The organism is Shewanella nanhaiensis (assembly GCF_019457885.1).
In the GTDB taxonomy this organism is placed as follows: Bacteria; Pseudomonadota; Gammaproteobacteria; order Enterobacterales; family Shewanellaceae; genus Shewanella; species Shewanella nanhaiensis.
Window position 1 is genome coordinate 1 of sequence record NZ_JAHZST010000018.1, and the last position, 22,152, is coordinate 22,152.

20 protein-coding genes and 1 tRNA gene are annotated in these 22,152 nt (G+C 43.1%); 11 read left to right on the forward strand and 10 right to left on the reverse strand.

All coding sequences use genetic code 11. The annotated features are described in order from the left end of the window. Positions 1-47: 47 nt before the first annotated feature. Positions 48-124, forward strand: a tRNA-Asp gene (locus K0625_RS19660). 635 nt (positions 125-759) lie between these two features. On the opposite strand, the gene K0625_RS19665 is transcribed toward K0625_RS19660, so the two are convergent. Together K0625_RS19665 and K0625_RS19670 are read right to left on the reverse strand one after the other, a co-directional pair. Beyond that, the gene (locus K0625_RS19665) at positions 760-1,791 is read right to left on the reverse strand and encodes a patatin-like phospholipase family protein (protein WP_220111228.1); all 1,032 of its coding nucleotides are present in this window, start codon (positions 1,789-1,791) and stop codon (positions 760-762) included. Between the two features lie 223 nt (positions 1,792-2,014). Continuing rightward, positions 2,015-2,686: a YccT family protein gene (locus K0625_RS19670; RefSeq protein ID WP_220111229.1), complete on the reverse strand. Its 672-nt coding sequence runs from the start codon at positions 2,684-2,686 to the stop codon at positions 2,015-2,017. Between the two features lie 238 nt (positions 2,687-2,924). On the opposite strand from K0625_RS19670, the gene K0625_RS19675 reads away from it, so the two are divergent. Together K0625_RS19675 and corA are read left to right on the forward strand one after the other, a co-directional pair. After that, a complete protein-coding gene (locus K0625_RS19675) occupies positions 2,925-3,290 on the forward strand; it encodes a hypothetical protein (protein ID WP_220111230.1) in 366 nt (121 codons plus the stop codon). 118 nt (positions 3,291-3,408) lie between these two features. Then, complete coding sequence (gene corA / locus K0625_RS19680; RefSeq protein ID WP_220111231.1) at positions 3,409-4,356, forward strand: magnesium/cobalt transporter CorA; 948 nt, start codon at positions 3,409-3,411, stop codon at positions 4,354-4,356. Between the two features lie 14 nt (positions 4,357-4,370). On the opposite strand, the gene K0625_RS19685 is transcribed toward corA, so the two are convergent. Together K0625_RS19685 and K0625_RS19690 are read right to left on the reverse strand one after the other, a co-directional pair. After that, positions 4,371-4,685 (reverse strand): DUF3135 domain-containing protein, encoded by a 315-nt coding sequence (locus K0625_RS19685; RefSeq protein WP_012325419.1) that lies wholly within the window; start codon positions 4,683-4,685, stop codon positions 4,371-4,373. Positions 4,686-4,799: 114 nt separating this feature from the next. Then, complete coding sequence (locus K0625_RS19690; RefSeq protein WP_220111232.1) at positions 4,800-6,059, reverse strand: HD-GYP domain-containing protein; 1,260 nt, start codon at positions 6,057-6,059, stop codon at positions 4,800-4,802. A gap of 152 nt (positions 6,060-6,211) precedes the next feature. On the opposite strand from K0625_RS19690, the gene K0625_RS19695 reads away from it, so the two are divergent. Further along, positions 6,212-6,904, forward strand: a complete 693-nt coding sequence (locus tag K0625_RS19695) for a 2OG-Fe(II) oxygenase (RefSeq protein WP_220111310.1) — start codon at positions 6,212-6,214, stop codon at positions 6,902-6,904. A gap of 44 nt (positions 6,905-6,948) precedes the next feature. Here K0625_RS19695 and K0625_RS19700 read toward each other — a convergent pair whose 3' ends face one another. Together K0625_RS19700 and K0625_RS19705 are read right to left on the reverse strand one after the other, a co-directional pair. Beyond that, positions 6,949-8,298: an ATP-binding protein gene (locus tag K0625_RS19700; protein WP_220111233.1), complete on the reverse strand. Its 1,350-nt coding sequence runs from the start codon at positions 8,296-8,298 to the stop codon at positions 6,949-6,951. Next, a complete protein-coding gene (locus K0625_RS19705; RefSeq protein ID WP_012325415.1) occupies positions 8,289-8,963 on the reverse strand; it encodes a response regulator in 675 nt (224 codons plus the stop codon). Before K0625_RS19705 ends, K0625_RS19700 begins: the two co-directional genes overlap by 10 nt. 237 nt (positions 8,964-9,200) lie before the next feature. Between K0625_RS19705 and K0625_RS19710 the strand changes: the two genes are divergently transcribed. From K0625_RS19710 to K0625_RS19720, 3 genes are read left to right on the forward strand one after another with little or no spacing between them, the layout of a single operon-like run. Next, the gene (locus tag K0625_RS19710) at positions 9,201-10,055 is read left to right on the forward strand and encodes a putative selenate ABC transporter substrate-binding protein (RefSeq protein ID WP_220111234.1); all 855 of its coding nucleotides are present in this window, start codon (positions 9,201-9,203) and stop codon (positions 10,053-10,055) included. 3 nt (positions 10,056-10,058) lie between these two features. After that, the gene (locus K0625_RS19715) at positions 10,059-10,736 is read left to right on the forward strand and encodes an ATP-binding cassette domain-containing protein (protein ID WP_220111235.1); all 678 of its coding nucleotides are present in this window, start codon (positions 10,059-10,061) and stop codon (positions 10,734-10,736) included. Continuing rightward, positions 10,729-12,234 carry a PhnE/PtxC family ABC transporter permease gene (locus tag K0625_RS19720; protein WP_220111236.1) on the forward strand — a complete coding sequence of 502 codons (1,506 nt, stop codon included), beginning with the start codon at positions 10,729-10,731 and terminating at the stop codon, positions 12,232-12,234. Before K0625_RS19715 ends, K0625_RS19720 begins: the two co-directional genes overlap by 8 nt. Positions 12,235-12,289: 55 nt before the next feature. Here K0625_RS19720 and K0625_RS19725 read toward each other — a convergent pair whose 3' ends face one another. Both K0625_RS19725 and K0625_RS19730 read right to left on the reverse strand, forming a co-directional pair. After that, the gene (locus K0625_RS19725; protein ID WP_220111237.1) at positions 12,290-12,628 is read right to left on the reverse strand and encodes a hypothetical protein; all 339 of its coding nucleotides are present in this window, start codon (positions 12,626-12,628) and stop codon (positions 12,290-12,292) included. Positions 12,629-12,737: 109 nt separating this feature from the next. Continuing rightward, a complete protein-coding gene (locus K0625_RS19730) occupies positions 12,738-13,463 on the reverse strand; it encodes a hypothetical protein (RefSeq protein WP_220111238.1) in 726 nt (241 codons plus the stop codon). Positions 13,464-13,793: 330 nt separating this feature from the next. On the opposite strand from K0625_RS19730, the gene K0625_RS19735 reads away from it, so the two are divergent. After that, complete coding sequence (locus K0625_RS19735) at positions 13,794-15,401, forward strand: sensor histidine kinase (protein ID WP_220111239.1); 1,608 nt, start codon at positions 13,794-13,796, stop codon at positions 15,399-15,401. Further along, a complete protein-coding gene (locus K0625_RS19740; RefSeq protein WP_220111240.1) occupies positions 15,401-16,753 on the forward strand; it encodes a sigma-54-dependent transcriptional regulator in 1,353 nt (450 codons plus the stop codon). Before K0625_RS19735 ends, K0625_RS19740 begins: the two co-directional genes overlap by 1 nt. A 91-nt stretch (positions 16,754-16,844) precedes the next feature. Here K0625_RS19740 and K0625_RS19745 read toward each other — a convergent pair whose 3' ends face one another. Continuing rightward, positions 16,845-17,489 carry a LysE family transporter gene (locus K0625_RS19745; protein WP_220111241.1) on the reverse strand — a complete coding sequence of 215 codons (645 nt, stop codon included), beginning with the start codon at positions 17,487-17,489 and terminating at the stop codon, positions 16,845-16,847. A 128-nt stretch (positions 17,490-17,617) separates the two neighbouring features. Next, positions 17,618-18,442, reverse strand: coding sequence for an AraC family transcriptional regulator (locus K0625_RS19750; protein WP_220111242.1), 825 nt, complete (start codon positions 18,440-18,442; stop codon positions 17,618-17,620). 382 nt (positions 18,443-18,824) lie between these two features. Between K0625_RS19750 and K0625_RS19755 the strand changes: the two genes are divergently transcribed. Beyond that, entirely contained in the window at positions 18,825-20,978 is a 2,154-nt protein-coding gene (locus K0625_RS19755) for a CHASE3 domain-containing protein (protein ID WP_232847198.1), read from the forward strand. Positions 20,979-21,010: 32 nt separating this feature from the next. Further along, on the forward strand, positions 21,011-22,063 hold the full coding sequence (locus tag K0625_RS19760; RefSeq protein WP_220111243.1) for a porin: 1,053 nt from the start codon (positions 21,011-21,013) through the stop codon (positions 22,061-22,063). Positions 22,064-22,152 lie beyond the last annotated feature (89 nt).

Here is a 22,152-nt window from a genome sequence, read left to right on the forward strand (position 1 = left end):
CATTTCCAGGCGCCTAATTTAGTTTTATGCGTAAGCTTGAAACTAAAGGAGCGGTAGTTCAGTTGGTTAGAATACCGGCCTGTCACGCCGGGGGTCGCGGGTTCGAGTCCCGTCCGCTCCGCCAACATTACGATAAGCCCTAGCAGAAATGCTAGGGCTTTTTCGTATCTCAATTATTTATAAAACATAAGAGCAGAGCGGTAGTTCAGTTGGTTAGGGCTTTTAATTAGAGATAGTCGGCCTGTCTCACGTGCCGAAGGCACACGGGTTCGAGTCCCGTCCGCTCCGCCACTTACATCGAAGCCTCGTCAGAAATGACGAGGCTTTTTTGTATTTTAAGAATTACACGAGCGGTAGTTCAGTTGGACTTACATTGTTCCAGACAATGTTGAGCATACACTCCATCCATGGAGATATTAGGGCTTTTTATTAGAGATAGTCGGCCTGTCACGCCGGGGGTCGCGGGTTCGTCTCTTGATAAGAGCAAGTCCGCTCCAGCTCCGCTTTGCTTCGCGCTAGCCAACATGGATGTAGGGAATGTAGAAAACGTCAGGAACAGTTTTTCTACCGTAAGCTCACAGCTATCGTTGTACCCACCCACAAACATTACGATGAGCCCTAGCAACTCTTATAAACTAAGAATGCTAGGGCTTTTTTGTGTCTGGAATTTAACGTTTTGATGTCGCGGCCGTCCCGTCCAAGAGCGTCCATGTATAACAGCCCTACAAGGGGAAGCTTTATCATTGATAAGGCTTAAGATTAACAGTATCGTCTTTTGGGAGCTGCTCTGTGCTGTTTGTAGTTTCCCAAGCTTGCAGAGGAGGGGAAGGTTAAAAGTGTTTGTGAGTGTTGCTCTATAAACCTTGTACCTGCGAGTTTTCCTAATTGGTAGTCTTGCTCTAGGTCTGACTCTCGACTGCCCAAGATTTTGCTCTTTAACCCTTGTTCTGGAAATATCTGGATCACTTCCACTTCCGTAGGTGGTGATTCGATAAACTTTAATGACTCTCGATAAGCATGCTCATGATGCACAAAGTAATCGATAGCCTTTGGGCATTGATTTGATGAGCATATCCATGACTTTAAGCGGTTTACCCATGGGGTGTGAGCTGCGTACTCTTTAGGGAGGGTTCGTAAAACCACTATCTTGCGAGCTCCACGCTTATAAGCTTCCTCGACGGGAAGCGGCGCAGATAGTCCTCCGTCAACATGGAAGTTATCATCAAGTTTGACCCCTTTTCGATAGAGAAAGGGGAGTGCACTTGAGGCTTTCAGTAGAGTAAGCCAGTTCTCTTGGCTAGGACTGAAGAAGTTCGCTTGATAATTGGATATGTTGGTTGTTGAGATAAGCAGCTGCCGCTGTGCTAATTTTTTTAAGCCACATTGGGTATTTAACTTGTGTGGCTGTTTGATTTTATCCGTTTGTCCTACAGTGCCAACTTGATTGAAATACCAATCTAGATCCACCGTGTTCTTTCCCGTTAGCGAGCGGCTAAGATTAAAAAATTGCGGGGAACGTGACAGGTTTGAGATCGATGTTTGTGCAAACCCTAGCTGACGAGTGATAAAGCTTGATAAATTTTGTGCTCCGGCTGAGGTGCCAATTAACAGTTGAAAAGGGTTAAAATCATTTTCTAGCCAAGCATCCAAGATCCCAGCTGTGAATATGCCTCTTTGTCCACCTCCCTCTGCAACGAGTGCTGTTTGCGCTAACGGTAGTGAAAGTGCTTGCTTATTCTCATAAGTGGATAGGTTTTGTGACTGAATTGGATTAAATGGTATGGATGGCATAGTTTGACCCGATTAACATATTCCCCCAATGGAATGGGTTCAATCTATAGCAGTAAACTCAGCTTGTATAATTGATAAATTCAATCACTCAAATAGATAAACTCTATAAGCGTTTGCTAAATAAGCTTTGTATTTTCACTGGTACATATTGTAGGGAAGAAACTAGATGCTAACTAGGATAGGTTAGCATCTGAGTGTTTACATATGGTGCTTGTTAGTGTGTTTATTTGTCAGTTTTATTGATTTTTTCTTTAAACGCCTTACGAGTCGTTTCATCTGCTTGGCTATACCAAAAATCAAGAATCCTACTGATATTTTGCTGATCTTTTAATTCAGGAGCCTTATCTTTTAAGACCTCTAGTTCTAGTTGAGGGTTCGTTGAAGGAGTTGAGATAACGACACTCGTGGGGGCTAAACTCTTTACGGCGGCAGGGGCATCTGTTTTATTGTAGTTCAGCACCTCTTTACTATAGTTTCGTCCGAGCTGTATCCCCTCTTTACGCAGTACTCCTGTTTGAATCGGCAGTGCAACTCTTTGACTGTCTTCGATTGTGACTTGAGGGGTTTGGTTAAATTTATCACTTTGACTGCTAGATCTTAGTGAGGGTAAGACTAAAGAGAGCGTCTTATCTTCAGCGGTAAAGCTTAAGACAATTGCTTCAGAGCTGAATCGTTTATCCTGCCCTTGGGATCTATATTTTGTGTGGTATTTAAACACAATTTGACTAGTGCCATTTTCAAGGGAGATCTGCGACAGTTTTGAGCTTTTAGCGCCATTAACAACTAATAGTTCCGCGGACTTAGGGAGTGTTAACTTATTGCCAGCCGACACTGGAGCGATGAATATGAGAGGAATTATCCCTGTAAGTGCGAATGTGAGAAGAGGGTGTTTCATCGAAAAGTCCTAGTGTAAAAGCTAAATTATACCCAGAGGCATGGCTAGGTGCATTTATATCACTATTTAGGGGATAAGAGATCTGTTTTTTATTTGATTCACTTGTTTTGTTATTGAATTAAATGAAACGAGTGTTGAGGGATCCTCTGTTCTGCTTTGTTATGTTTAGATATTTATAACAGTTTTATCAGTAGATAGGGGGTATACTTCTTATCTGTTTTTTCTCTTGGAGAGAGATGTGCTCACTAAAATTCTCATCACTGCGCTTATCATCGTAGGAGCCCTATTTTATCTGCGTAAACCGGCTGCCAGTGTAAAGAGTCAAGGTACAAGTAAACTTGGCCAACAGATGATGTTTAGGTATCTGGTTTATGGCTTGATCGCGACCTCGTTATTGGCAAGTGGAGGCTACTGGTATTGGAATTGGCAAGATGGGAATCAAGTGGTCACTGTGACAATAGTATCGCCACTTGAGCAGAGTTCAGAAACCTATCAAGTAAGAAAGAAAGATATTTTAGCCAGTGAGATCACAACACTTGATGGACTGAGCATACGTTTATCAAATCAAGAGCGTGTTATTATTGCTAAATCAATTCAAGAGTGAACAGAACCTGTAGTTTAGGTAAACTTTTTCAATCGTTTTATATCAGGTAAAATGTTTTCACTTTAACCCTGCGCTCTGCTTGCGGATGTTTTGGCAAAGTGTTTTTTCAGGAGGAGCTATGATAACAGCTTATATTTATATCAATAGAAAACTAACTATAAATGAGCTAGATACTCAAGATAAGGTGCCGCCAGGCACACTTTGGTTAGATCTTTTTAAGCCCACCGATGAAGAGCGAGAGTGGCTTAGTAAGTACTCGGTTGAAGAGGTGCCTGATGAAGAGGATATCAATGAGATTGAGGCTTCGGCTCGCTTTTACCAAAACAATGATGGTTTACATATTAACTCCCTGTTTCCTCAGCGAGTCGGTCAGTATGTTCGCGGTGTAAACGTCTCTTTTAATTTACGAAAAGATTTTCTGTTAACGATCAGAGAAGATGATGTCGGCTTAATTCGTTTACTACGTAACTACCTAAGATTAGGGCGTATTGAGGTTGAAACTCCTCAGGGCCTATTTTTAGAGCTCTTTAACTTGAAGGTCGATTACCTGTCAGATTTAATTGAAGATATTTACTCTGTGGTAGACGGCGTTAGTGAACAGGTTTTTGATAACGATGAACTGGATAAAGTCTTTAAATTGATCACCTTGCAAGAGGACTCTAACGGTAAAATACGTTTGAGCCTGCTTGATACACAAAGATCGTTACGTTACATGCAGCGTTATTATCGTGGCCAATTGACCGATGAGGATCTTAAAGATCTGCGAGAGATGCTGTCTGATATTGAATCTTTGATGCCCCATAGTCAGTTTATTTTTGACAAGTTAAACTTTTTGCTCGATGCAGCCATGGGCTTTAGCGGATTGCAGCAGAATAAAATTATCAAAATTTTCTCGGTTGCGGCAGTGATCTTTCTTCCTCCCACAGTGATAGCCAGTGCCTACGGAATGAACTTTGTGAATATGCCGGAGCTAGAGTGGCAATTTGGTTATCCTATGGCAGTTTTGATGATGATAGGCAGTGCAGCAAGCACTTACCTGTTCTTTAAGCGAAAGGGCTGGCTATAGTTTGTTTGAGCAGGTTATAGTTTTTTAGGCGGCAGAGTTAACACTTTGGCATTTTGTTCTCTAAACTCCTGAGGGTTATTGATTATATCGTTAAGGGCAATAAACTTATCATTCATAATGCTGATGGCCAGATAGCAGCGATGAAAAGGGTTGCTGCAGCGAGACATCTGTTGTTCCAGATGAAAGTGCATTGAGATAAGCTGCTCCTTATTGGATTCGGGGCAGTGATCAATCGCCTCTTTACAGAGTTTTTTTTGTAGTCGTTCTAGCTCTTCAGGATTATTTTCTGCTAACCATTTTAAGCTGTCGAAGTTGGGTAGCTGCGTCATATCCTCTCCCGCCAATAGAAAGTGATACTCTAAAATTAGTGAAGAGAACGCTATAGAGCAAGAAATGGAAGGCAATCAGCCTAGTTAGCTCCTATCCTGAAACCTGAAAATGGATTAACTGTTTTGGCCGAAAAAGTAACTGACTCTTTCTCTTGGGTTTAAATATTTATAAACCTTTTCAGGCAAGGCTGCAGGAGGGATACAGCGAACAATAGTTAATCCCTCTGCTTCCAGATCGACAATGGGAGCTTGCTCTTTAGGGATCATAGCGTCATAGGCTAAGATCCGTGGGAAAAGAAGCTTATTTAGGTTAACGGCCATGACCATGGCAAACTGGCCTGACGAAAGCTCGACTATGCTGCCTGGTGGATAGATCCCCAGCATTTTTATTAGGTTTCCTGTGTACTGCTGATTTAACTTAGTTTTGAAGTGTTTAAACATATAGCCTAATGCAGCATAAGGAGTTCTAGGCTTAGATTGAGCGTCAGGGTGGCAGAGCATGTCATAGGTATTAATGACAGCTACAAGTTGGGAGAGCTTATCTAAACTCTTCTCCTTTAAGCCTCTAGGAAAGCCTGAGCCATCTAAGTGCTCATGATGGTTGAGAATGATAGGTATCGCTTCCGATGGGAAGTTTTCCGCAAGCTGCAGTATCTTCTCCCCCATTACAGGATGTTGTTTGAAGAAGTTTTTTTCCGGAGGGGTAAGCGGTGTTTTCTTTTTTAGAATACTTGCTGGAACTTTCAGCTTGCCAGTATCGTGAAATAGAGAGCCAATGCCGACCAGCTCAATATCTGCTCGTGACCAACCTAACTCTTTTGCCATTAACATAGATAAAATGGCAACGTTTAATGAGTGATAGTAGATCCCTTCATCATCTTTTGCATCTCCCATCAAATGGAGCACCAAATTATCCGAATTGAGCAACTGTTCACTCATATCATGGATTAACTCTTTGGCGTCGTTGACCGCATTCAGTGGCCTGTTTCTAAGCTTAGAGACCACACTGCGCATCTTTGACACAGAGCGATCAAACTCTTGCTCAGTTTTTCTTAACTGACGTCGCATTTTCTGGTGTACGTCTATGCGCTCACTTTTATACTGACTCATCTCTTTAGCGAGAGAGTCGAGATCATTAGCGGCTTTGGGAGGGGGTTGAGTTTGTAGCGGTTGCTCGGTATCAAGCTGGACTTCAGAACGTTCTAAATCGATGAAAACATGGCTAATGCCTAAACGTTTGATCAGCTCTATCTGCGCATCTTGTTTAAGTTTAAAACTGCTAAAAAGAAAAGGGTGATCTTTCCATGACACAGGCAGCTTTATAAAGTTACCTATCTGCAGCTCTTCGACCGATACTTTGACGCTTTTTTTCATTTTATTTTTAGATTTTATACTGCTACTGCTTGAGATTATTCCAGAAATCAGTGCTTTGTTACAGTGATAATTTAAGTTTACCTATGTACTTTACAACTGGTTAACCTATATGCAAGCATACCTAGGATTATCAGAATAAAAAGTAGGCCATGATGGATTTTATAGAAGTTTACCCTAATGCAATTCCTGAGGATCTATGTGATCGATTAATTGAAACCTTTGAAAAGCATCAAGGGGTGGTCGACGGATGCACAGGTAATGGCGTGGATTTAACCAAGAAGGTTAGTCGTGATCTGACCCTTGATAGTTTTGAAGATCTGTTTCCATTAAGAAATGAACTTCTCTCATATACACTCAAGCACTCCACGAGCTATTTCAATAAATATGCGATGGCACTTATGGGGGCGGTTTCAGTGCAAGTGGCGGATGAAAAAGGCCAAGGGGTGACACTGGTACCTGATAACTATCAGACACTAGGCGAGCCTAGAGCTGAGGCTCTAGTGAAATACCTGTATCGCAGTGGCACCATTAATGTACAGAAGTACCCTAAGTCTCTGGGAGGCTACCCCCATTGGCATTCAGAGCAGTTCCCGCAAGCAGGCCATAATGAAGCACTACATAGAGTGGTGCTCTATATGTTTTACCTCAATGATGTTGAGGAGGGCGGTGAGACAGAGTTCTTCTATCAAGAGAGGAAGTTAAAACCAAAAAAGGGAACCATGGTGATAGCCCCTGCTGGCTTTACTCATTCTCATCGCGGCAATATGCCAATCAGTGGCGATAAATACATTGCCACATCTTGGGTGATGTTTAATCGTGCAGAGCAGTTATACAAAGCTGTATAAAATAAAGGCTTTAACCTAATTTGGTTAAAGCCTTTATTAATCAACTAGATTGGTATGGTAATGATAAACTTAGCGCCTTCCAGATCTGAGTTTTCAATTTCCAATTTTCCACCATAGCTAGTCACAATTTCATGGCAAACTGCTAGGCCTATGCCTTGTCCTGCTTTTTGTGTGTCGGCTCTGACACCACGCTGGATGATCTTCTGTTTAATGCTATCGTCGACGCCCTGTCCATCATCTTCTACGATCAACAAGAACTCGCCATGATCGTTGTAGCTGGCGCTCACTCTAACTTGGCTGATACAGAGTTTAAATGCATTTTCCATCAGATTTCCACACAGCTCCATCAGATCGCCTTTATCGCCAGGGAACACATGCTCTATGGGAATATGGGCCTCAAACATCACTTGCTTATCTCGATAGACTTTAAATAACATCTGTGAGAGTTGATTAACAAGGGGCGCGACTAAGGTCTGTTCCTGCTTTAATCCTTTTCTGCCCAACATGGCACGTTTTAACTGGTATTTTACCAGTAGATCCATCTGGCTGACCTGCTCCATAATCTTCTCGCTGGCACTGTGTTTATCTAGATTGATGTCATCTGTGATGGCATGTACAGCGGCAAGTCGGGTTTTTAGACTGTGGGCTAAGTCATTCATTGCATTTTGATATCTATCTTGTTGAGCGCTCGACTGAACCAAAAGTTGGTTTAAGGCTTGGGTAACACCTTCAAGCTCAACGGGATAATCCTGAGATAGGCTCTTGGATTTGCCATTATTGACGCTCTCAAGTTCTGAGCGCATTCGCACCAAAGGACGCATTCCCCAATAACCTGCACTGATCAATAAAACAAGGGCTAAGGCGAGTACCATGGCCAACCTGATATAGGTCAGGCGGCTGAATTTATCGAGTTCTGCTTCTAGATTTTCCGCATCTTTCATCACCAGCAAGTTGTACTTATTACCTGCAATTTCAACGGCTAAAAGGTAGATAAAATAGCCTTTTTCATCGGCTAAGTTGAGATAATAGGGGGGGGAGTCATTACGGATCTCATTAAAACGTTCGCAGGTATCAAATAAGCCTTTATCGACGGCTAAGGATGAGGTCCATACTTGCCTGAAGTCAGCATCACAACTGGCGATGACGTAACGCTCTGGAGTGTTGTTCTCATCAAGCCATTCACTTGTTTCTGGAATAAGATCATGCTCTTTAAGCTCTGCGGCAACCTTAGGGATCTCTGCGATTAACTGTGCCGTTTCTTCATTATAGCTATTTTGGGCATGGAGAATATTGATCATCCAAGCTAACCCGAAGCCCACTAAGGCGATAATGGACAGAGAGGTGAGAAACATCCGCGTGAGCAGACGTTTCTTAGGCTTAAATTTTAACTGCATGGCAGGTTAAACTTGTAGCCTTGGCCACGTATGGTTGCGATGGGGTTATCCAGTCCGCCGCTGGTCAGTTTCTTTCTTAGCCGTGAAACCATCACCTCAATGGTATTGGGATCGCCCTCTTTGTCGGCATAAACAACATCTAATAATCTTTGCTTAGCAACCACTTCATGGCAATGGCGCATCAGGTATTCCAGAATTTGGTATTCAAATGCGGTCACCTCCATCACCTCTTCATGCATGGTGACCTGTTTAGCGGCTAAATCTAGATTTAGTGGACCGCTGGTGATCACAGGTTTTACGAAACCAGCGCTGCGTCTGACCAAGGCATCGAGTCTGGCTACCAGTTCCTCTTTTTGAAAAGGCTTAACTAAATAATCATCGGCACCAGCATTGAGGCCTTCAACTTTATCCTGCCAGTTGACTCTGGCTGTTAAGATAAGCACCGGTGCTTTTAGACCATTATCCCGTAAACTTTGAATTAAACTGATCCCATCTTGATCCGGTAGACCTAAGTCGACAATTGCGACATCGATGGGGTAGTTGGTTGCTTGATAAAATCCCTCTTTAGCCGTTAATGCGACTTGAACCTGATTACCTAACTCACTTAATTGTACCTTGAGGTGATGGGAAAGGATGGGGTCATCTTCAACAACCAAAATTCTCATATTTTTTCTACCTTTATCATTCTTTGGCTCAGTTTACCCACATATCATTGATGTGCCAACTGCGTCATATTGATCCATTGCATTATTTTACTTGAAGTTAACTTAACCTGAGCTGACTTATTGCGCTAGGAGAGTAAGATAAGCTGCGTTGAGTATGGCTTTATCTGAGATACTACTAGTTATGTAACTTTAGATTCGTTAAAATGCCGCAAAATTTTTACCAAAAGGAAACATTTCATGGGGCTGTTCAAAATGGCTGCTTTGGTGGCATTAAGCTCGATATCTTCGAGTGTATTTGCGGCCGTTTTCACTTTTACCGCCATTCCTGATGAAAATGAAAGCCAACTTCGCACACGTTTTGAGAAGGTCGCTTTCTACCTTGAGAAAGAGCTCGGTGTTGAGGTGAAGTATGTGCCGGTAAAATCATATTCAGCAGCGGTGACAGCTTTTAGAAATAATCAGGTACAACTTGCCTGGTTTGGAGGTTTATCTGGTGTTCAGGCTCGTCGACTCGTACCTGGCTCAGAGGCGATAGCTCAGGGAAATGAAGATCAGTTTTTTCAAAGTTATTTTATTGCGCACCATTCAGCACAGATCATCCCGTCTGACAATTTTCCTAACTTAAATGGGGTGACTTTTACCTTTGGATCAAAGGGATCAACATCGGGCCGATTGATGCCAGAGTTTTTTATTGAAAGAAACTTAGGCAAGAAAGCAAAAGATGTGTTTAAGCGTATTGGTTTCTCAGGCGATCACAGTCGTACCATTGCCCAAGTTGAGTCCGGTGCTTACCAAGTTGGAGCCCTGAACTATAAGGTTTGGGAAACCGCGGTGGAAAATGGCACTGTTGATGTGAATAAAGTGAAGGTTATCTGGCAAAGTCCTACTTACCCTGATTATCAATGGACTGTTAGGGAGGGGGTTGATAACACGTTTGGGGATGGATTTAAGGAACGCTTAACTCAGGCATTACTGGATATGGACGATCCTGAACTCTTGGCCAGTTTTCCACGTAAGTCTTTTGTGCCCGCTGATAACTTAGATTATGAACCTATTGAGAACGTTGCAAAAGCCATAGGGTTAATCGATTAGCCTATGGTTAAAATCGATAATTTAACGTTAAAATATGCAGACAAGCTGGCCATTCGCCAGCTTTCTTTGTCTATAGCGTCAGGGGAAAAGGTGGCGATAATTGGCCCATCTGGCTCTGGTAAGTCAACGCTTCTTTCCCATCTGTATTCGCTATTAAAAGAGCGCGCCGCGTTCTGCTCTCAGAAACAGGGCTTGGTTGACGGATTAAGTACCTACCATAATGTTTATATGGGGGCGCTTTCTCGCCATCACTGGACCTATAATCTGATCAATTTGATCGTACCTTTCAGTACGCCTCTAGCTGAGGTTGAAGCCTTGTGCCATCAGTTATCTCTGGATGTGCCCATGAGTAAAGTGTTATCTAAACTCTCGGGTGGACAAAGGCAGCGGGTCGCGCTTGCTAGGGCCTTGTATCAGCAGCAAGCTACTTTTATCGGTGATGAGCCTTTTTCTGCGCTTGATCCATTGATGGCCGAGCAGCTGTTAACCATGGTGCTAGCTGGTCATTCAACTTGTATTATTGCCCTACACGATAAGTCAGGGGCGTTAAGACATTTTGATCGTATTCTTGGCTTGCGAAATGGCGAGCTGTGTCTCGATGTCACTCAAGATGCATTGACTCCAGAATTGATCGATAACTTCTACTCTCCAGAAACCTTAGCCCTTGTCAGTAATGCCTAAATCCATTTCGTTTGTGGGTCACTGGCAAAAAGTCACTCTTATCCTGTGGGCTATTGCACTCGTCTGTTTCCTTTTTTCTGATACTGAAATTATCTCTCTCGATCCCTGGAGTGAACTGCAGCGAATGATACAGGGGCTTATGACGCCTGACTTCTTTGCAACGGAATACCTACTTGAGGCTCTGTGGCAAACCATTAGTTTTGCATTGTTAGGGGTCTTAGGGGGACTGATATGGGGAGCGCCACTGGCGTTACTCTATTCAAATCGGTTTATTGCTGCTGGGTGTGCGGTGATCCGCTCAATCCATGAGATCTTTTGGGCACTGATATTTTTGCAAATTTTTGGTTTATCACCATTAACAGGGATCCTCGCAATTGCACTGCCTTATGGTGCAACGTTTGCGCGGGTATTTTTTGATATTCTCCTTCAATCTCCGCAGTCTACAGTGGAGACGTTGCCGGCTAGAACCGATAGAGTTAGTCGTTATTTCTACGGGAAGATTAGTCATGTGATGGTACCGATATTAGCTTATATCAGGTATCGATTTGAGTGTGCGTTAAGAAGCAGTGCCGTTCTTGGTTTTATTGGAATGCCGACGTTAGGTTTTTATTTGGAGACGGCATTTAGGCAGGGGCATTATCATGAGGGAGCTGCATTACTTATCCTGTTTATTGCCTTAATCGGCAGTATTACATTTTGGTGCCGACCTAGGTTGATTATTATCTATCTGGTGCTGGCTCTGTTTACGCTACCGAGTATGCATTCAATTGATGCTAGTTTGGTTTGGCGTTTTTTGAGTCAAGATATCCTACCGCCAGCACTGCAGGGGGTAACAGATTTATCTCAACTGGATTTAAGTCGAATTAATGAGTTGATTAATTGGGGTAAAAGTGTGTTCTTTGAGCAAGCCATCCCAGGCATGCTGGTGACTTTATTGCTGGCATTGAGTGCGCTGGCCATGTCACATCTCGTCTCTGTTACCTTATCTGCTTTTGCATTTAAACGCTTAACCGGCAAATTTTTCTCTGTGGTAATAAGGTTATTACTGCTGATATTAAGATCGATCCCTGAGTATATCTTTGCGTTTATTTTTATGTTACTGCTTGGCCCTTCTATGTTGCCAGCTATGTTGGCTTTGGCACTTCACAATGGTGCATTGATTGCTTTTTTAACCATAAAACAATCAGATAATGTGGTGAACTCCTCAGTCTATAATGGTCGTATCGATGGTTACTGCTATGATGTTTTGCCTAAAATATACCCTAATTTGATGGGGCTGCTTTTTTACCGCTTTGAGGTGATATTAAGAGAGACGGCCATTTTTGGCATGCTAGGTGTGGCCACTTTAGGCTTCTATATCGACAGTGGCTTTTCAGAAATTCGTTATAGCACCGCTTTGCTCCTAATGGCTTGTACTGCTTTGTTGAACATCTTGGTGGATATGATAAGTCGACAACTATTGAGACAAAATACGCAAACAGCCCTAGCTTGCAGGTAGGTGAGGTCACTCGATATCACTCATACTGTGATGAGTGATATCGGAATTGATGGAGCTAATGGTTTGTTTTACTGCGTTTTGCTATAACACCGCTGCAGCACAGTGATGCTATAAAGGTAAATACAGTGACCGATGACATGATGACGCTTAACCGGTGCCAAGGTGCGTCCATGGCGATCCGCATCTGTACATAATCATAACTACTGACTCCCCAAACTAAAATCGCGCTAATGAGCAAAATAATTTGCAGTAAGCGAGTGAACTCCGCTCGCTTGATGAAAAGAAGTAACGGGGCACAGGCGTAGGCTAGACAAATAAGCTCCTGTCCATAGCGTAAAAAATGTGCCCCCAAGAGCAGGTAAGCTAAGGTGATAATTGTGACTCGCCACCACATAAAGGATCCATCTGTGTGAGTTATATTAACCCTAGGATACGACATCTCTTAAGGTGCATTCTATCGGCTTGTTCACAGTTTTTAATTTCAACTTCTTATACTGAATTAATTACTCAAGGGCCTCTTTTATGGCTTGCTTCTGCTCCTCTGTTAGCTTGCTGTTTTTAATCATTCGGATTAAATGCTGGGCACGGTTAATATCTTGATGATCGTCAATGATAACGAAACGGCTTGTGTGGCCGTTTTCATGATCAAAGTCGATATCAATCTCCATCTCACCGAGACTGGACATCACCTCATCGATGCTGTTTTCGAATGTATCTATGATGATCTCATACTCACCCTCTCTCAGTTCATGAAGGCTCTCAAGCTCCAGTGCGTGGGCTTCGAGCTCAGCGGCTTTAGCTTCAAGTTTTCTGGCGATAAACTCCATCTCAACCTCTTTTCCCTCCATCTTTTTTGCGATGGCAGCCAACTTCTCTTTGGTTTTTATATCCATCTCTTTGTTATGAAGTAATTTAAACTTACCTTGATCCAGCACAGACATTTTAGTTAAGAGTCTTGTGAGCTTTCTGCTGGTTTTTTCAGGAAGTGCGGAGAGCTTTCCCTTAATTGTCGATGGATCGCTAAGTTCATTAGCTGTAAAGGTAAATTCATGCTTATCATCACCCTGCTTAACAGAGACATGAGTTAATTCGTTTTCGTCTTGCTCGATCTCCATAACGGTTTCACTGCCGTTTGATTCCATATGTCGAACATGAGTCGGTGCTGCGCTAAGACTAAAGGTAAGCAGAGTTGTGCAAGCGAGTAGAGTAGCCAGTTTATCTAGTTTCATGGTTCTTCCTTTTATTTTATCAAGTTTGGTGTTCTCAATAGCCAATGGTTTTAATTAATAAGCCTTTTGATGAGGCAACCTATTTAACTAATGGGTTATTAGCGAAGAGTGTGCCAATCTTAGAAACTCTTATTTATCAAGGATGAGGAGAGGCATTTGATAACGAACCTTGATGAATAGGCCTGATATCAGTAATTAGTTTTCCCATTTGGGGATTTTTGTTAAAAATATGCTAACGTCTAGACTGCTAACCTTTTGAATTGTATTGAGTGGGTCTTGGTACGCTTCTTGATTGGTTTAGGTTAAATGGATATCTATTCTGAGGTTTGAATGTCGATAAAACGCTACCTGTTTTTACTGTTTGGTGCCTTGATCATCTTGCTAGGTTTGAGTCAGCTTTTGATCTCTCAATACTATAAAGGAGAGCTTCAAAACGAGCTGAGCGAAAGCTCCAAAGCGCTATCTCAAAATCTTGTTAAGGTGTTGATAGATAATGTGGGCAGCGAGCAGGAGTTTGTCCTAGCCCTTGATGATGCTGAGGTAATGGAGGCGATTGTCGACATTGAGGAGGTGAAAGCCGATTTTAAGCACGATATAGAGGAGGTGACGCGGGAGGTTGCTCAACTGGCTGAAGAGCTCTCCTCATTGGAAAAACCAGAGTATGGTGAGCTGGATCAGGAAGAGCGTGAGGCGTTCCAAGCGCTATTAAAAGAGAAAGAGAGGGAGCTTAATCTGCATTTAAAAGAGATGGCTAGACACGAGCGTGATATGAGCAGGGAGCAGCAGATAAATATTGCAGAGGCGCGCAGAGAAGCTGCTATGGCATACCGCGAGCGATTACATCAAGCTGTTAGTCAGATTGAGATAGATACAGGCTCTTGGTTGAAAGATGGCAATGTGATGATTGTAGAACCACCGGTTCCTCCCGAGCTAGGGCAGTTTGATCTGCAATTATCTCATGATATTCGTTTGCCAAGTCAGGGGACTAACGATCAACTTGAACGCTTTAGTGAATCGATGTTAGCCCTGATCTTACTGACCTCTATTGGGGCTCTGCTTATGGCTTACCTGTTGAGCCACTATATCAGCTCGCCTTTGACTAAATTGGCAAAGGGGCATCAGAAACTGGGAGAGGGGGATCTGGGCTTCCAGGTTGAGGAGAAAGGGGTTAAAGAGCTTAAAGCGATATTAACTGGCTTTAATAAAATGAGCCGCAAGTTGGAGAAGCTTAGTGAGAAAGAGAGCCGTATGGCCCAGCAGGAGCAATTAGCTGAACTTGGAGAGGTGACACGAGGGATAGCCCATAGCTTACGTAATCCTCTGCATACGATAGGCCTACTTTCTGAAAGTGCCATTCAGGCTGACAATTCAGCAGAGGCGGCTCAACAGCTTAAGAAGATCCAACATAAAATTGCCATGATGGATAAGAGCATTCAATCACTGCTCACTCTTTCGAGTAATGAAGTTGACCGTTCAACCTCTGTTCCATTGCAGGCGATTATTCATGACATCTTACTAGAGCTTTCAATCACGGGCTCTAAACCTAAAATTAGTTTTTGCGAAAGCGACAAACACTATAACGTATCAGGGGCCGAGTCTGAGCTAAGAAGCATACTGCATGGCGTGATTATTAATGCCGTAGAAGCCACTCCTAACGATGGAGAGGTCAGTGTGTCGTTAGATGAAACGAGTCATGCTTATCATGTCATAGTTAAAGACACGGGCTGCGGCATTTTACCAGAAGTAAGAGAGCGCATTTGTCAGCCTCATGTGACGACTAAAACCGAAGGAACCGGGATGGGAGCTTATATCGCAGAGCGACTGCTTAAAGGGCATTATGGTGGAGAGCTTATGTTTGCTGATAATCCAGATGGTGGCACTGTTGTGACGATAAGTTTTGCTCGTCCAGATAATAATAAAATAGGTGATGAAGAATAATGCTAGAGCAGAAACTTAAGATTCTTGTGGTTGAAGATGAGCCGGATCAGCGAAGTTTGATCACAAAAATGCTGGCTGCAAATGGGTATCAAACCAAGAGTGCTGAGAGCGTTGAGGAGGCTATTTTATCCATTAAATCAGAACTGCCAGATCTGGTATTTTCTGATTGGAAGCTTGGCCAGCTGACGGGGATGGATCTGCTTAATTATGTGCGCCGAGAACAACCCGATATGGGGTTTATTATCGCCACTGCTTACGGGACTATTACCCATGCTGTTGATGCCATGCAAGCGGGCGCAGATGATTATCTGGCTAAACCTTATCAGAGGCAATCTTTGCTATTAGCTATCGATAAAGTGGCCAAATCTCTTGTGTTGAAACGGCAAAATCGCAGTCTTACCTCTCAATTATCTCAACAACAGGAGCTGGTGGGGTTAGTTGGTAAAGCTCCCTGTATGCAAAAAGTGTATACGCGAGTTCAACGTGTCAGTGCAACAGATGCCACAGTGTTAATTGGTGGTGAGAGTGGCACAGGGAAAGAGTTAGCTGCTAGGGCACTTTATCAGCTATCAGATCGTAAAAATAAGCCCTTTGTTGCCATCAATTGTGGTGCAATTCCTGAAAACCTTGCCGAAGCTGAACTTTTTGGCGCAGAGAAGGGCGCATTTACTGGCGCAACGGCGTTGAAGATTGGCAAACTGGAAGCGGCAGATGGCGGCACTATCTTTCTCGACGAAATTGGCGAACTGCCTTTACTATTGCAAACCAACCTGCTGCGTTTTTTACAGGAGGGGGTGATCAGTCGCTTAGGCCAGAATGGTGAGATAAAACTTGATGTGAGAGTGATAGCCGCCACTCACAGAGATCTACAACATGAGGTTTCAGAAGGACGTTTTAGAGAGGACCTCTATTATCGCCTTAATGTTGTACCGATACATATGCCCCCCCTGAGAGAGAGGCAAGAGGATATTGGAAGGCTGGTGGATCACTTCTTAAAGCTGCATGCGGGTCAATATAATCTGCCGCCATTAACCCTCACCAGCGATACGATGAAGCAGTTACTGGATTACTCTTGGCCTGGAAATGTCAGAGAGCTGGCTAATCGCATTGAACGCTTTGTCCTGTTAGGTGATGAACAAGAGATGGTTGAAGAGTTAAGCTGCCAGCCTAAAGCCATTAATACTACCCAGTTTACCTTGCCTGAAACAGGTATTGAGTGGGAGTCATTTGAGAAAAGCTGCCTTGAGCAAGCGATGAGTAAGCACCAAGGAAACCGTACTAAAGCGGCTAAGTTTTTGGGTCTGAGTTATAAAGCATTCCTCTACCGATTAGAAAAATATCAATTAGTCTAGTTTGCGAATCATGCAGTGTTAGCGTGGTGAGGGTTAACTATTCATTGTTTAGTGTTTAGTGTTTAGTGTTTAGTGTTTAGTGTTTAGTAGATTAGGTCTTAAAAAGACCAGATATGATCGCAACTGCTACAGTGAGAAAGAGTATTCCCGTGAGTAGGTTGATTACTGGGGTCGCTTTTTTAATCTTTTGTTGAATAACCGGTTTAGATAGCACCAAGGCGATAGCGCTAAACCAAGCTATCGACAATATAAGTATGATCCCGGCAGCGCAAACCTTAGTGGCTAAGTTTACCTCTGGGGTGATCATGACTGAAAACAGTGTGATAAAAAACACCATGGCTTTAGGGTTAAGCAGGTTAGTATAAAATCCCTGTTTAAATCCTTTTGCTGGTGTTAAATTCGCTGAATTTTCTTCCAGTGCTATAACACTCCCTTGTGCTTTCCAGCTAAGCCTAGCCTCTTTAAGTGCTGTTAACCCTATCCAAGCCAAATATCCTGCTCCGAAAAGTTGAACTGTGAAGAATAGATTCTCTGAGCTTTTAATTATCAGACTAACGCCTGTTAGGCTTAATAAAGTATGGAATAGAATGGCAAATGAGATACCGAAAGCGGCAGCGAGTGCTGTGGTTCGGCTCTCTTGGCTCGCCATTTTGACCACTAATGCAAAGTCAGGTCCTGGGCTTGCTAATGCGAGGCTATGAATAATGGCCAGTGAGAGAAGTAAAGAGAGATCCATCGGGTATATCCTAAGGTTAATGAGCAGACTCAAGGAGTATGAGGTTTGCTTGGGCTAATGACTTATATAGTGCACTGCTTGGATTTGATGGAGATAGGATAAAATTGCAATTGAACCTTTTGCCATGATTAAAGTACACGCCGCTGAAAATGAGCTGGTGTGATTAAATAGGCATGTTTAAAAGCTTTATTAAGATGGCTTTGATCGAAAAAACCAACTTGATTGGCGATATCTGATAGAGAGCCTCCATTTATGATGGCCTTCTTGGCATGTTCCAACCTTACTCTTTTCAGGTAAGCGTGGGGAGTCATGCCTACCGTTTTCTTAAAGGCTCTCAAGAATTGAAACTTACTTAGGCTAAACTGCGCAGCTAAGGTTTCTAATTGAAATGCATGACTTAAGTCATCATGGAACAGCGCTCTGATGTGATTGACTTGTTGATGGGAGAGTCCTGTCGGTAGCTTCTCTTTAAGTGGCTGCAGTTCACTATGCTTTGAAAATAGTTCCGTTGTAAATGCCATCATACTGGTTTCAATCTCTAAGCTACTGAATTGCTGGGCAGAGGTTAACATCTGATGCAGTTGCAGAAATGCTGATTGAAGGTGAGGGGAGTCGATAAGAGGGGCGTTAAAAAAGAGCTCTTTTTGGTTTAACTCATGGCTTATCTGTTTAATGTAATGTGTTGGGATGGAGAGCACATGCGCCTCGTAACCTCGTGAGCTATTACTCTGGCCATTATGGGTTTCATCGGGATTTAATGTTGAGATAGAGCCTGGTGTGAGTAGATATGTATTACCTTTATGGCAATATTGTTGGCAACCATGGGAGACGACGCCAATATGATAATCAAGATGAATATGTTTTTGAAACTCAAATTGTGTGAACTTAGCACGGCTTAACTCAATTTCAGGCAGTGCTGGATTGTGCCAATATTCAATATGTTCTGATCCCATAACTCTCTTCGATACTCCACTATGGCTAGAATACATTTTAGCCATAGCGATAAAAATCTGGCTAGTAAAAAATTGCAAGCTGAGCCATCTGTTTCATGTCAGATTAACACTTAATAATATTTTCTTCCCGACCCTCTATATCTCTGCTTCCTCTATTCCTCTTACTTTTTAAATGTTAAATCTTTGTTGCATATCGCTATATGCTCATGCCTCCTTAGCTTAAAAAGGTATAAAAAAACTCATCTATAGATGAAATTTCAGACAATACTTAAATCACTAATGTGAATAGATTATCCCTATTCTGTTTCTTATATGCCCATGAAACGAGATGACCCTTTAGCTGTCGGCTAGATGGGTATTAATGAATGACTAGAGGTGAACAATGGATAGCAATATGTTCAGTAACATGAGGTTTAGGACAAAAATATTATCAGGGTATGGCTTGATACTGGGCTTGATGCTGCTTATTACACTTGTGGTCTTTGTCAGTGTTAAATCTCTAGCCACTAACTTTGGTTGGGTTAACCACACCCATGAGGTATTAGCTCAGGCGTCAAAAATAGAAGCCGCTGCCGTTGATATGGAAACGGGAATGCGGGGATACCTACTTGCGGGTAAACCAGGATTTTTAGACCCCTATAACAATGGTCGTGAGAGCTTTAACACGCTACTCAAAGATCTTCAAAAAACAGTGTCAGATAACCCTGCCCAAGTCTCTCTGCTCAATGATATCTCGGAAACGATAGGTGAATGGCAGACCCAAGTTACCGACCCTGTGATCGCCTTGAGAGGTGAGATTGGTGATTCCAAAACCATGAATGATATGGCCGATGAGATAAAGCTTGCTAAAGGAAAGCAGTATTTCGATAGGTTTAGAGATCAGCTCGCCACGTTTATTGAGCGTGAACGTGTGTTGATGGTTGAGCGGCAAGCAAGAGCCAGCAGGACTCAAGATATATATGAGTTGAGGCAGTTAACCCAGTGGGTCGAACATACCTATAAGGTTATCGCGAGCGCGCAATCTATCGTGGCCTCTGCTGTCGATATGGAGACGGGGATGAGGGGATATTTACTCGCCGGTAGAGAGGAGTTTTTAGAGCCATATATAAATGGTAAGTCTCAGTTTTATAAATTGGTCGATGAGTTGTCACAGACTGTTTCAGACAACCCTGCTCAAGTCACGCTTCTGCAAGAGAGTAAAGAGACGATAGATACTTGGATTAGCGAGGTTGTTGATAAGCAAATCGCCCTGCGACATGAGATTGGTGATGGTAAGAATATGGATGATATGGCTGATCTCGTTGGCCAAGCAAAAGGTAAGGTCTATTTCGATAAGTTTAGAGAGCAGATAAAGACCTTTAAGGGGAGAGAGAGTGGCTTGATGGGAGAGCGAATGGACTCCTTGACCAGTACTGAGTCCTTAGTCATTAACTTAACGATTTTTGGCACCCTGTTCGCGATTGTAATCGGCATAGGTATCGCCTTGTGGTTAACAAGACATGTGATGGAGCTTCTTGGGGGCGAGCCAACCTACATTGCTCATATTGCCAAGAAAGTTGCTGAGGGTGACTTGTCTATGAATCTACAAAGTAGCGGGGAGGATAGAGGCATTTTTGCTGAGATGAAGCGCATGATGGCCTCACTAAATGAAAAGGTTGGATTAGCGGAGCGAATTGCTAAAGGAGAGTTAGATCAGAGTATAAGCCTTGCATCAGAGCGAGATTCCTTAGGTATTGCACTTAGAGATATGACAGAGAACCTCAATGAAGTTTTAGGTCAAACACAAACCGCGAGCGATGAGATATCCCAAGGCAGCACAAGTGTGTCGAGTAGCAGTTCAGCGCTTTCAGATGGTGCTTCTAGGCAGTCAGGCAGTCTAGATAACATTGCAAGCTCCTTAAATGAGTTAAGCACTCAGATCAACACCAATGCACAAAATGCTAATCAAGCAAGTGTGCTTGCGGGTCAGGCTCAGACTGCAGCTCAAGAGGGAAGCAAGAAGATGGAAGGCATGGTGGTCGCCATGTCGGAGATGTCCGAAGCGAGCAAAAGCATCTCAGGGTTTATCAGTACCATTGATGAGATCGCGGCTCAAACGAATCTGTTGGCCCTCAATGCCGCGATTGAGGCTGCGCGAGCAGGTGAGCAAGGCCGTGGTTTTGCTGTGGTAGCCGATGAGGTTCGTAGCTTGGCAGCTAGGAGTACTAGTGCAGCCGAAGAGACATCGAAATTGATAGCAGGCTCTGTGGTTAAAACTGAAAACGGCAGTGCCATAGCGAATGAAACTGCAGAGAGCTTAAAGAGTATCTTCGAAACCGTGAGTAAGACATCGGAACTTGTTGCTGAGATTGCGACGGCAAGTAATGAGCAAGCAATCGGTGCAGAAACGATAAACCAAGGAGTGGTAGAGATAGATGGCGTAACTCAACAGAACAATGATACGGCGCAGCAAAGTGCTGCAGCTGCGGTGCAATTATCACAACAAGCTGAACAGCTGCAAAGCATGTTGTCACGTTTCAAGCTGCGTAATGCATAAAGTCTCTACACATAATAAATAATGGAAATTGAATGATGAATAGACAAATAACACTCTTAGCTGCCAGTATCACTTGTTTGTGTTTACCGACACAGGCGATCGAACTTAACATCTACGGTCAAGGTCACCTCTCCGTCGACAGTGTCGATGATGGGCAAGATAGCAGTATTTATGTTGCAAGCAACTCTTCCCGCTTAGGGTTTAATGGCGATCATCAGATTAACTCAGATCTGAAAATTATTTTTCAATATGAGACTGGTGTCGATCTCACTGCTCAAGGGGGGAATGATGGTAACGGTGGTGCCGAGTCATCTGGGCAGATATTTACTAAAGGACGTCCCTCATTTATAGGGTTAGAAGGGACGTTTGGTACTGTTTTAGCAGGTCATATGCCATTTTTGGATCAGTATGCTAATGATTACAACCTGTTTGCCGATCAAATTGGCGATCTGGGAAACCTGTGGGAAGCCAATGGCATTCCAGGGCGCTCCGATAATGTGATCTATTATAAAACTCCCGATTTTTCGGGGTTTGATGCTGCAGCGACTTATGTTCCCGAGGAGGGAGTCGATGACTCTGATTATTATCTCTTGAAAGGTAACTATAAGAGGAAAAACCTAAAGTTAGGGGTGATGTATACCAGTATTGGTCAAGGTGAGATGGTTGATAAAAACCATACTGCTGCAGCGGTAACTTTAGGCTATCATTTTGGACGCTTTAGCGTCGGCGGTGGCTATCAAAATGAGATGGATATCGGTGGTTTGTCGGGAAATGACAGGGATAGCTTCTCCCTCGGTGGTAGCATGGAGGTTGGAGACAAGGGCAAAATAAAAGCTCAATTTGCCGTTAGTTCTGGTGAAGGGGATGCAAGTGATGCGACTCAGATCGCCGTTGGTTACGACTATCAACTTGATGCTCAAACAACACTCTATATAGCCTATGCAAATATGGATAATGACAATAACGTTAACTTTAGTGTGAATGGTAAAGGTCATGGGGATAAGGTAGTGCCTTTGATGGGCGATGACCCCCACGCTATCTCACTCGGTATTGTTTACTCATTCTCTCATGCGGTCGTTAAATAATTGAGTGTTATGACAGGTGGAAACACCTAGTGAGAAAGCTTGTCTATTAACAGAGGGAGCACTTTATCGAAAGTGAGTGGAATGCCAGC

Bases quoted from the DNA above. Each gene is read 5' to 3' on its own strand.
- K0625_RS19695 (WP_220111310.1), top strand. From the start codon at position 6,212: ATGGATTTTATAGAAGTTTACCCTAATGCAATTCCTGAGGATCTATGT.
- K0625_RS19740 (WP_220111240.1), top strand. From the start codon at position 15,401: ATGCTAGAGCAGAAACTTAAGATTCTTGTGGTTGAAGATGAGCCGGAT.
- K0625_RS19720 (WP_220111236.1), top strand. From the start codon at position 10,729: ATGCCTAAATCCATTTCGTTTGTGGGTCACTGGCAAAAAGTCACTCTT.
- K0625_RS19670 (WP_220111229.1), bottom strand. From the start codon at position 2,686: ATGAAACACCCTCTTCTCACATTCGCACTTACAGGGATAATTCCTCTC.
- K0625_RS19705 (WP_012325415.1), bottom strand. From the start codon at position 8,963: ATGAGAATTTTGGTTGTTGAAGATGACCCCATCCTTTCCCATCACCTC.
- K0625_RS19750 (WP_220111242.1), bottom strand. From the start codon at position 18,442: ATGGGATCAGAACATATTGAATATTGGCACAATCCAGCACTGCCTGAA.
- K0625_RS19725 (WP_220111237.1), bottom strand. From the start codon at position 12,628: ATGTGGTGGCGAGTCACAATTATCACCTTAGCTTACCTGCTCTTGGGG.
- K0625_RS19710 (WP_220111234.1), top strand. From the start codon at position 9,201: ATGGGGCTGTTCAAAATGGCTGCTTTGGTGGCATTAAGCTCGATATCT.
- K0625_RS19700 (WP_220111233.1), bottom strand. From the start codon at position 8,298: ATGCAGTTAAAATTTAAGCCTAAGAAACGTCTGCTCACGCGGATGTTT.
- K0625_RS19665 (WP_220111228.1), bottom strand. From the start codon at position 1,791: ATGCCATCCATACCATTTAATCCAATTCAGTCACAAAACCTATCCACT.
- K0625_RS19690 (WP_220111232.1), bottom strand. From the start codon at position 6,059: ATGAAAAAAAGCGTCAAAGTATCGGTCGAAGAGCTGCAGATAGGTAAC.
- K0625_RS19745 (WP_220111241.1), bottom strand. From the start codon at position 17,489: ATGGATCTCTCTTTACTTCTCTCACTGGCCATTATTCATAGCCTCGCA.
- K0625_RS19735 (WP_220111239.1), top strand. From the start codon at position 13,794: ATGTCGATAAAACGCTACCTGTTTTTACTGTTTGGTGCCTTGATCATC.
- K0625_RS19755 (WP_232847198.1), top strand. From the start codon at position 18,825: ATGGATAGCAATATGTTCAGTAACATGAGGTTTAGGACAAAAATATTA.
- K0625_RS19685 (WP_012325419.1), bottom strand. From the start codon at position 4,685: ATGACGCAGCTACCCAACTTCGACAGCTTAAAATGGTTAGCAGAAAAT.
- K0625_RS19760 (WP_220111243.1), top strand. From the start codon at position 21,011: ATGATGAATAGACAAATAACACTCTTAGCTGCCAGTATCACTTGTTTG.
- K0625_RS19730 (WP_220111238.1), bottom strand. From the start codon at position 13,463: ATGAAACTAGATAAACTGGCTACTCTACTCGCTTGCACAACTCTGCTT.
- corA (WP_220111231.1), top strand. From the start codon at position 3,409: ATGATAACAGCTTATATTTATATCAATAGAAAACTAACTATAAATGAG.
- K0625_RS19715 (WP_220111235.1), top strand. From the start codon at position 10,059: ATGGTTAAAATCGATAATTTAACGTTAAAATATGCAGACAAGCTGGCC.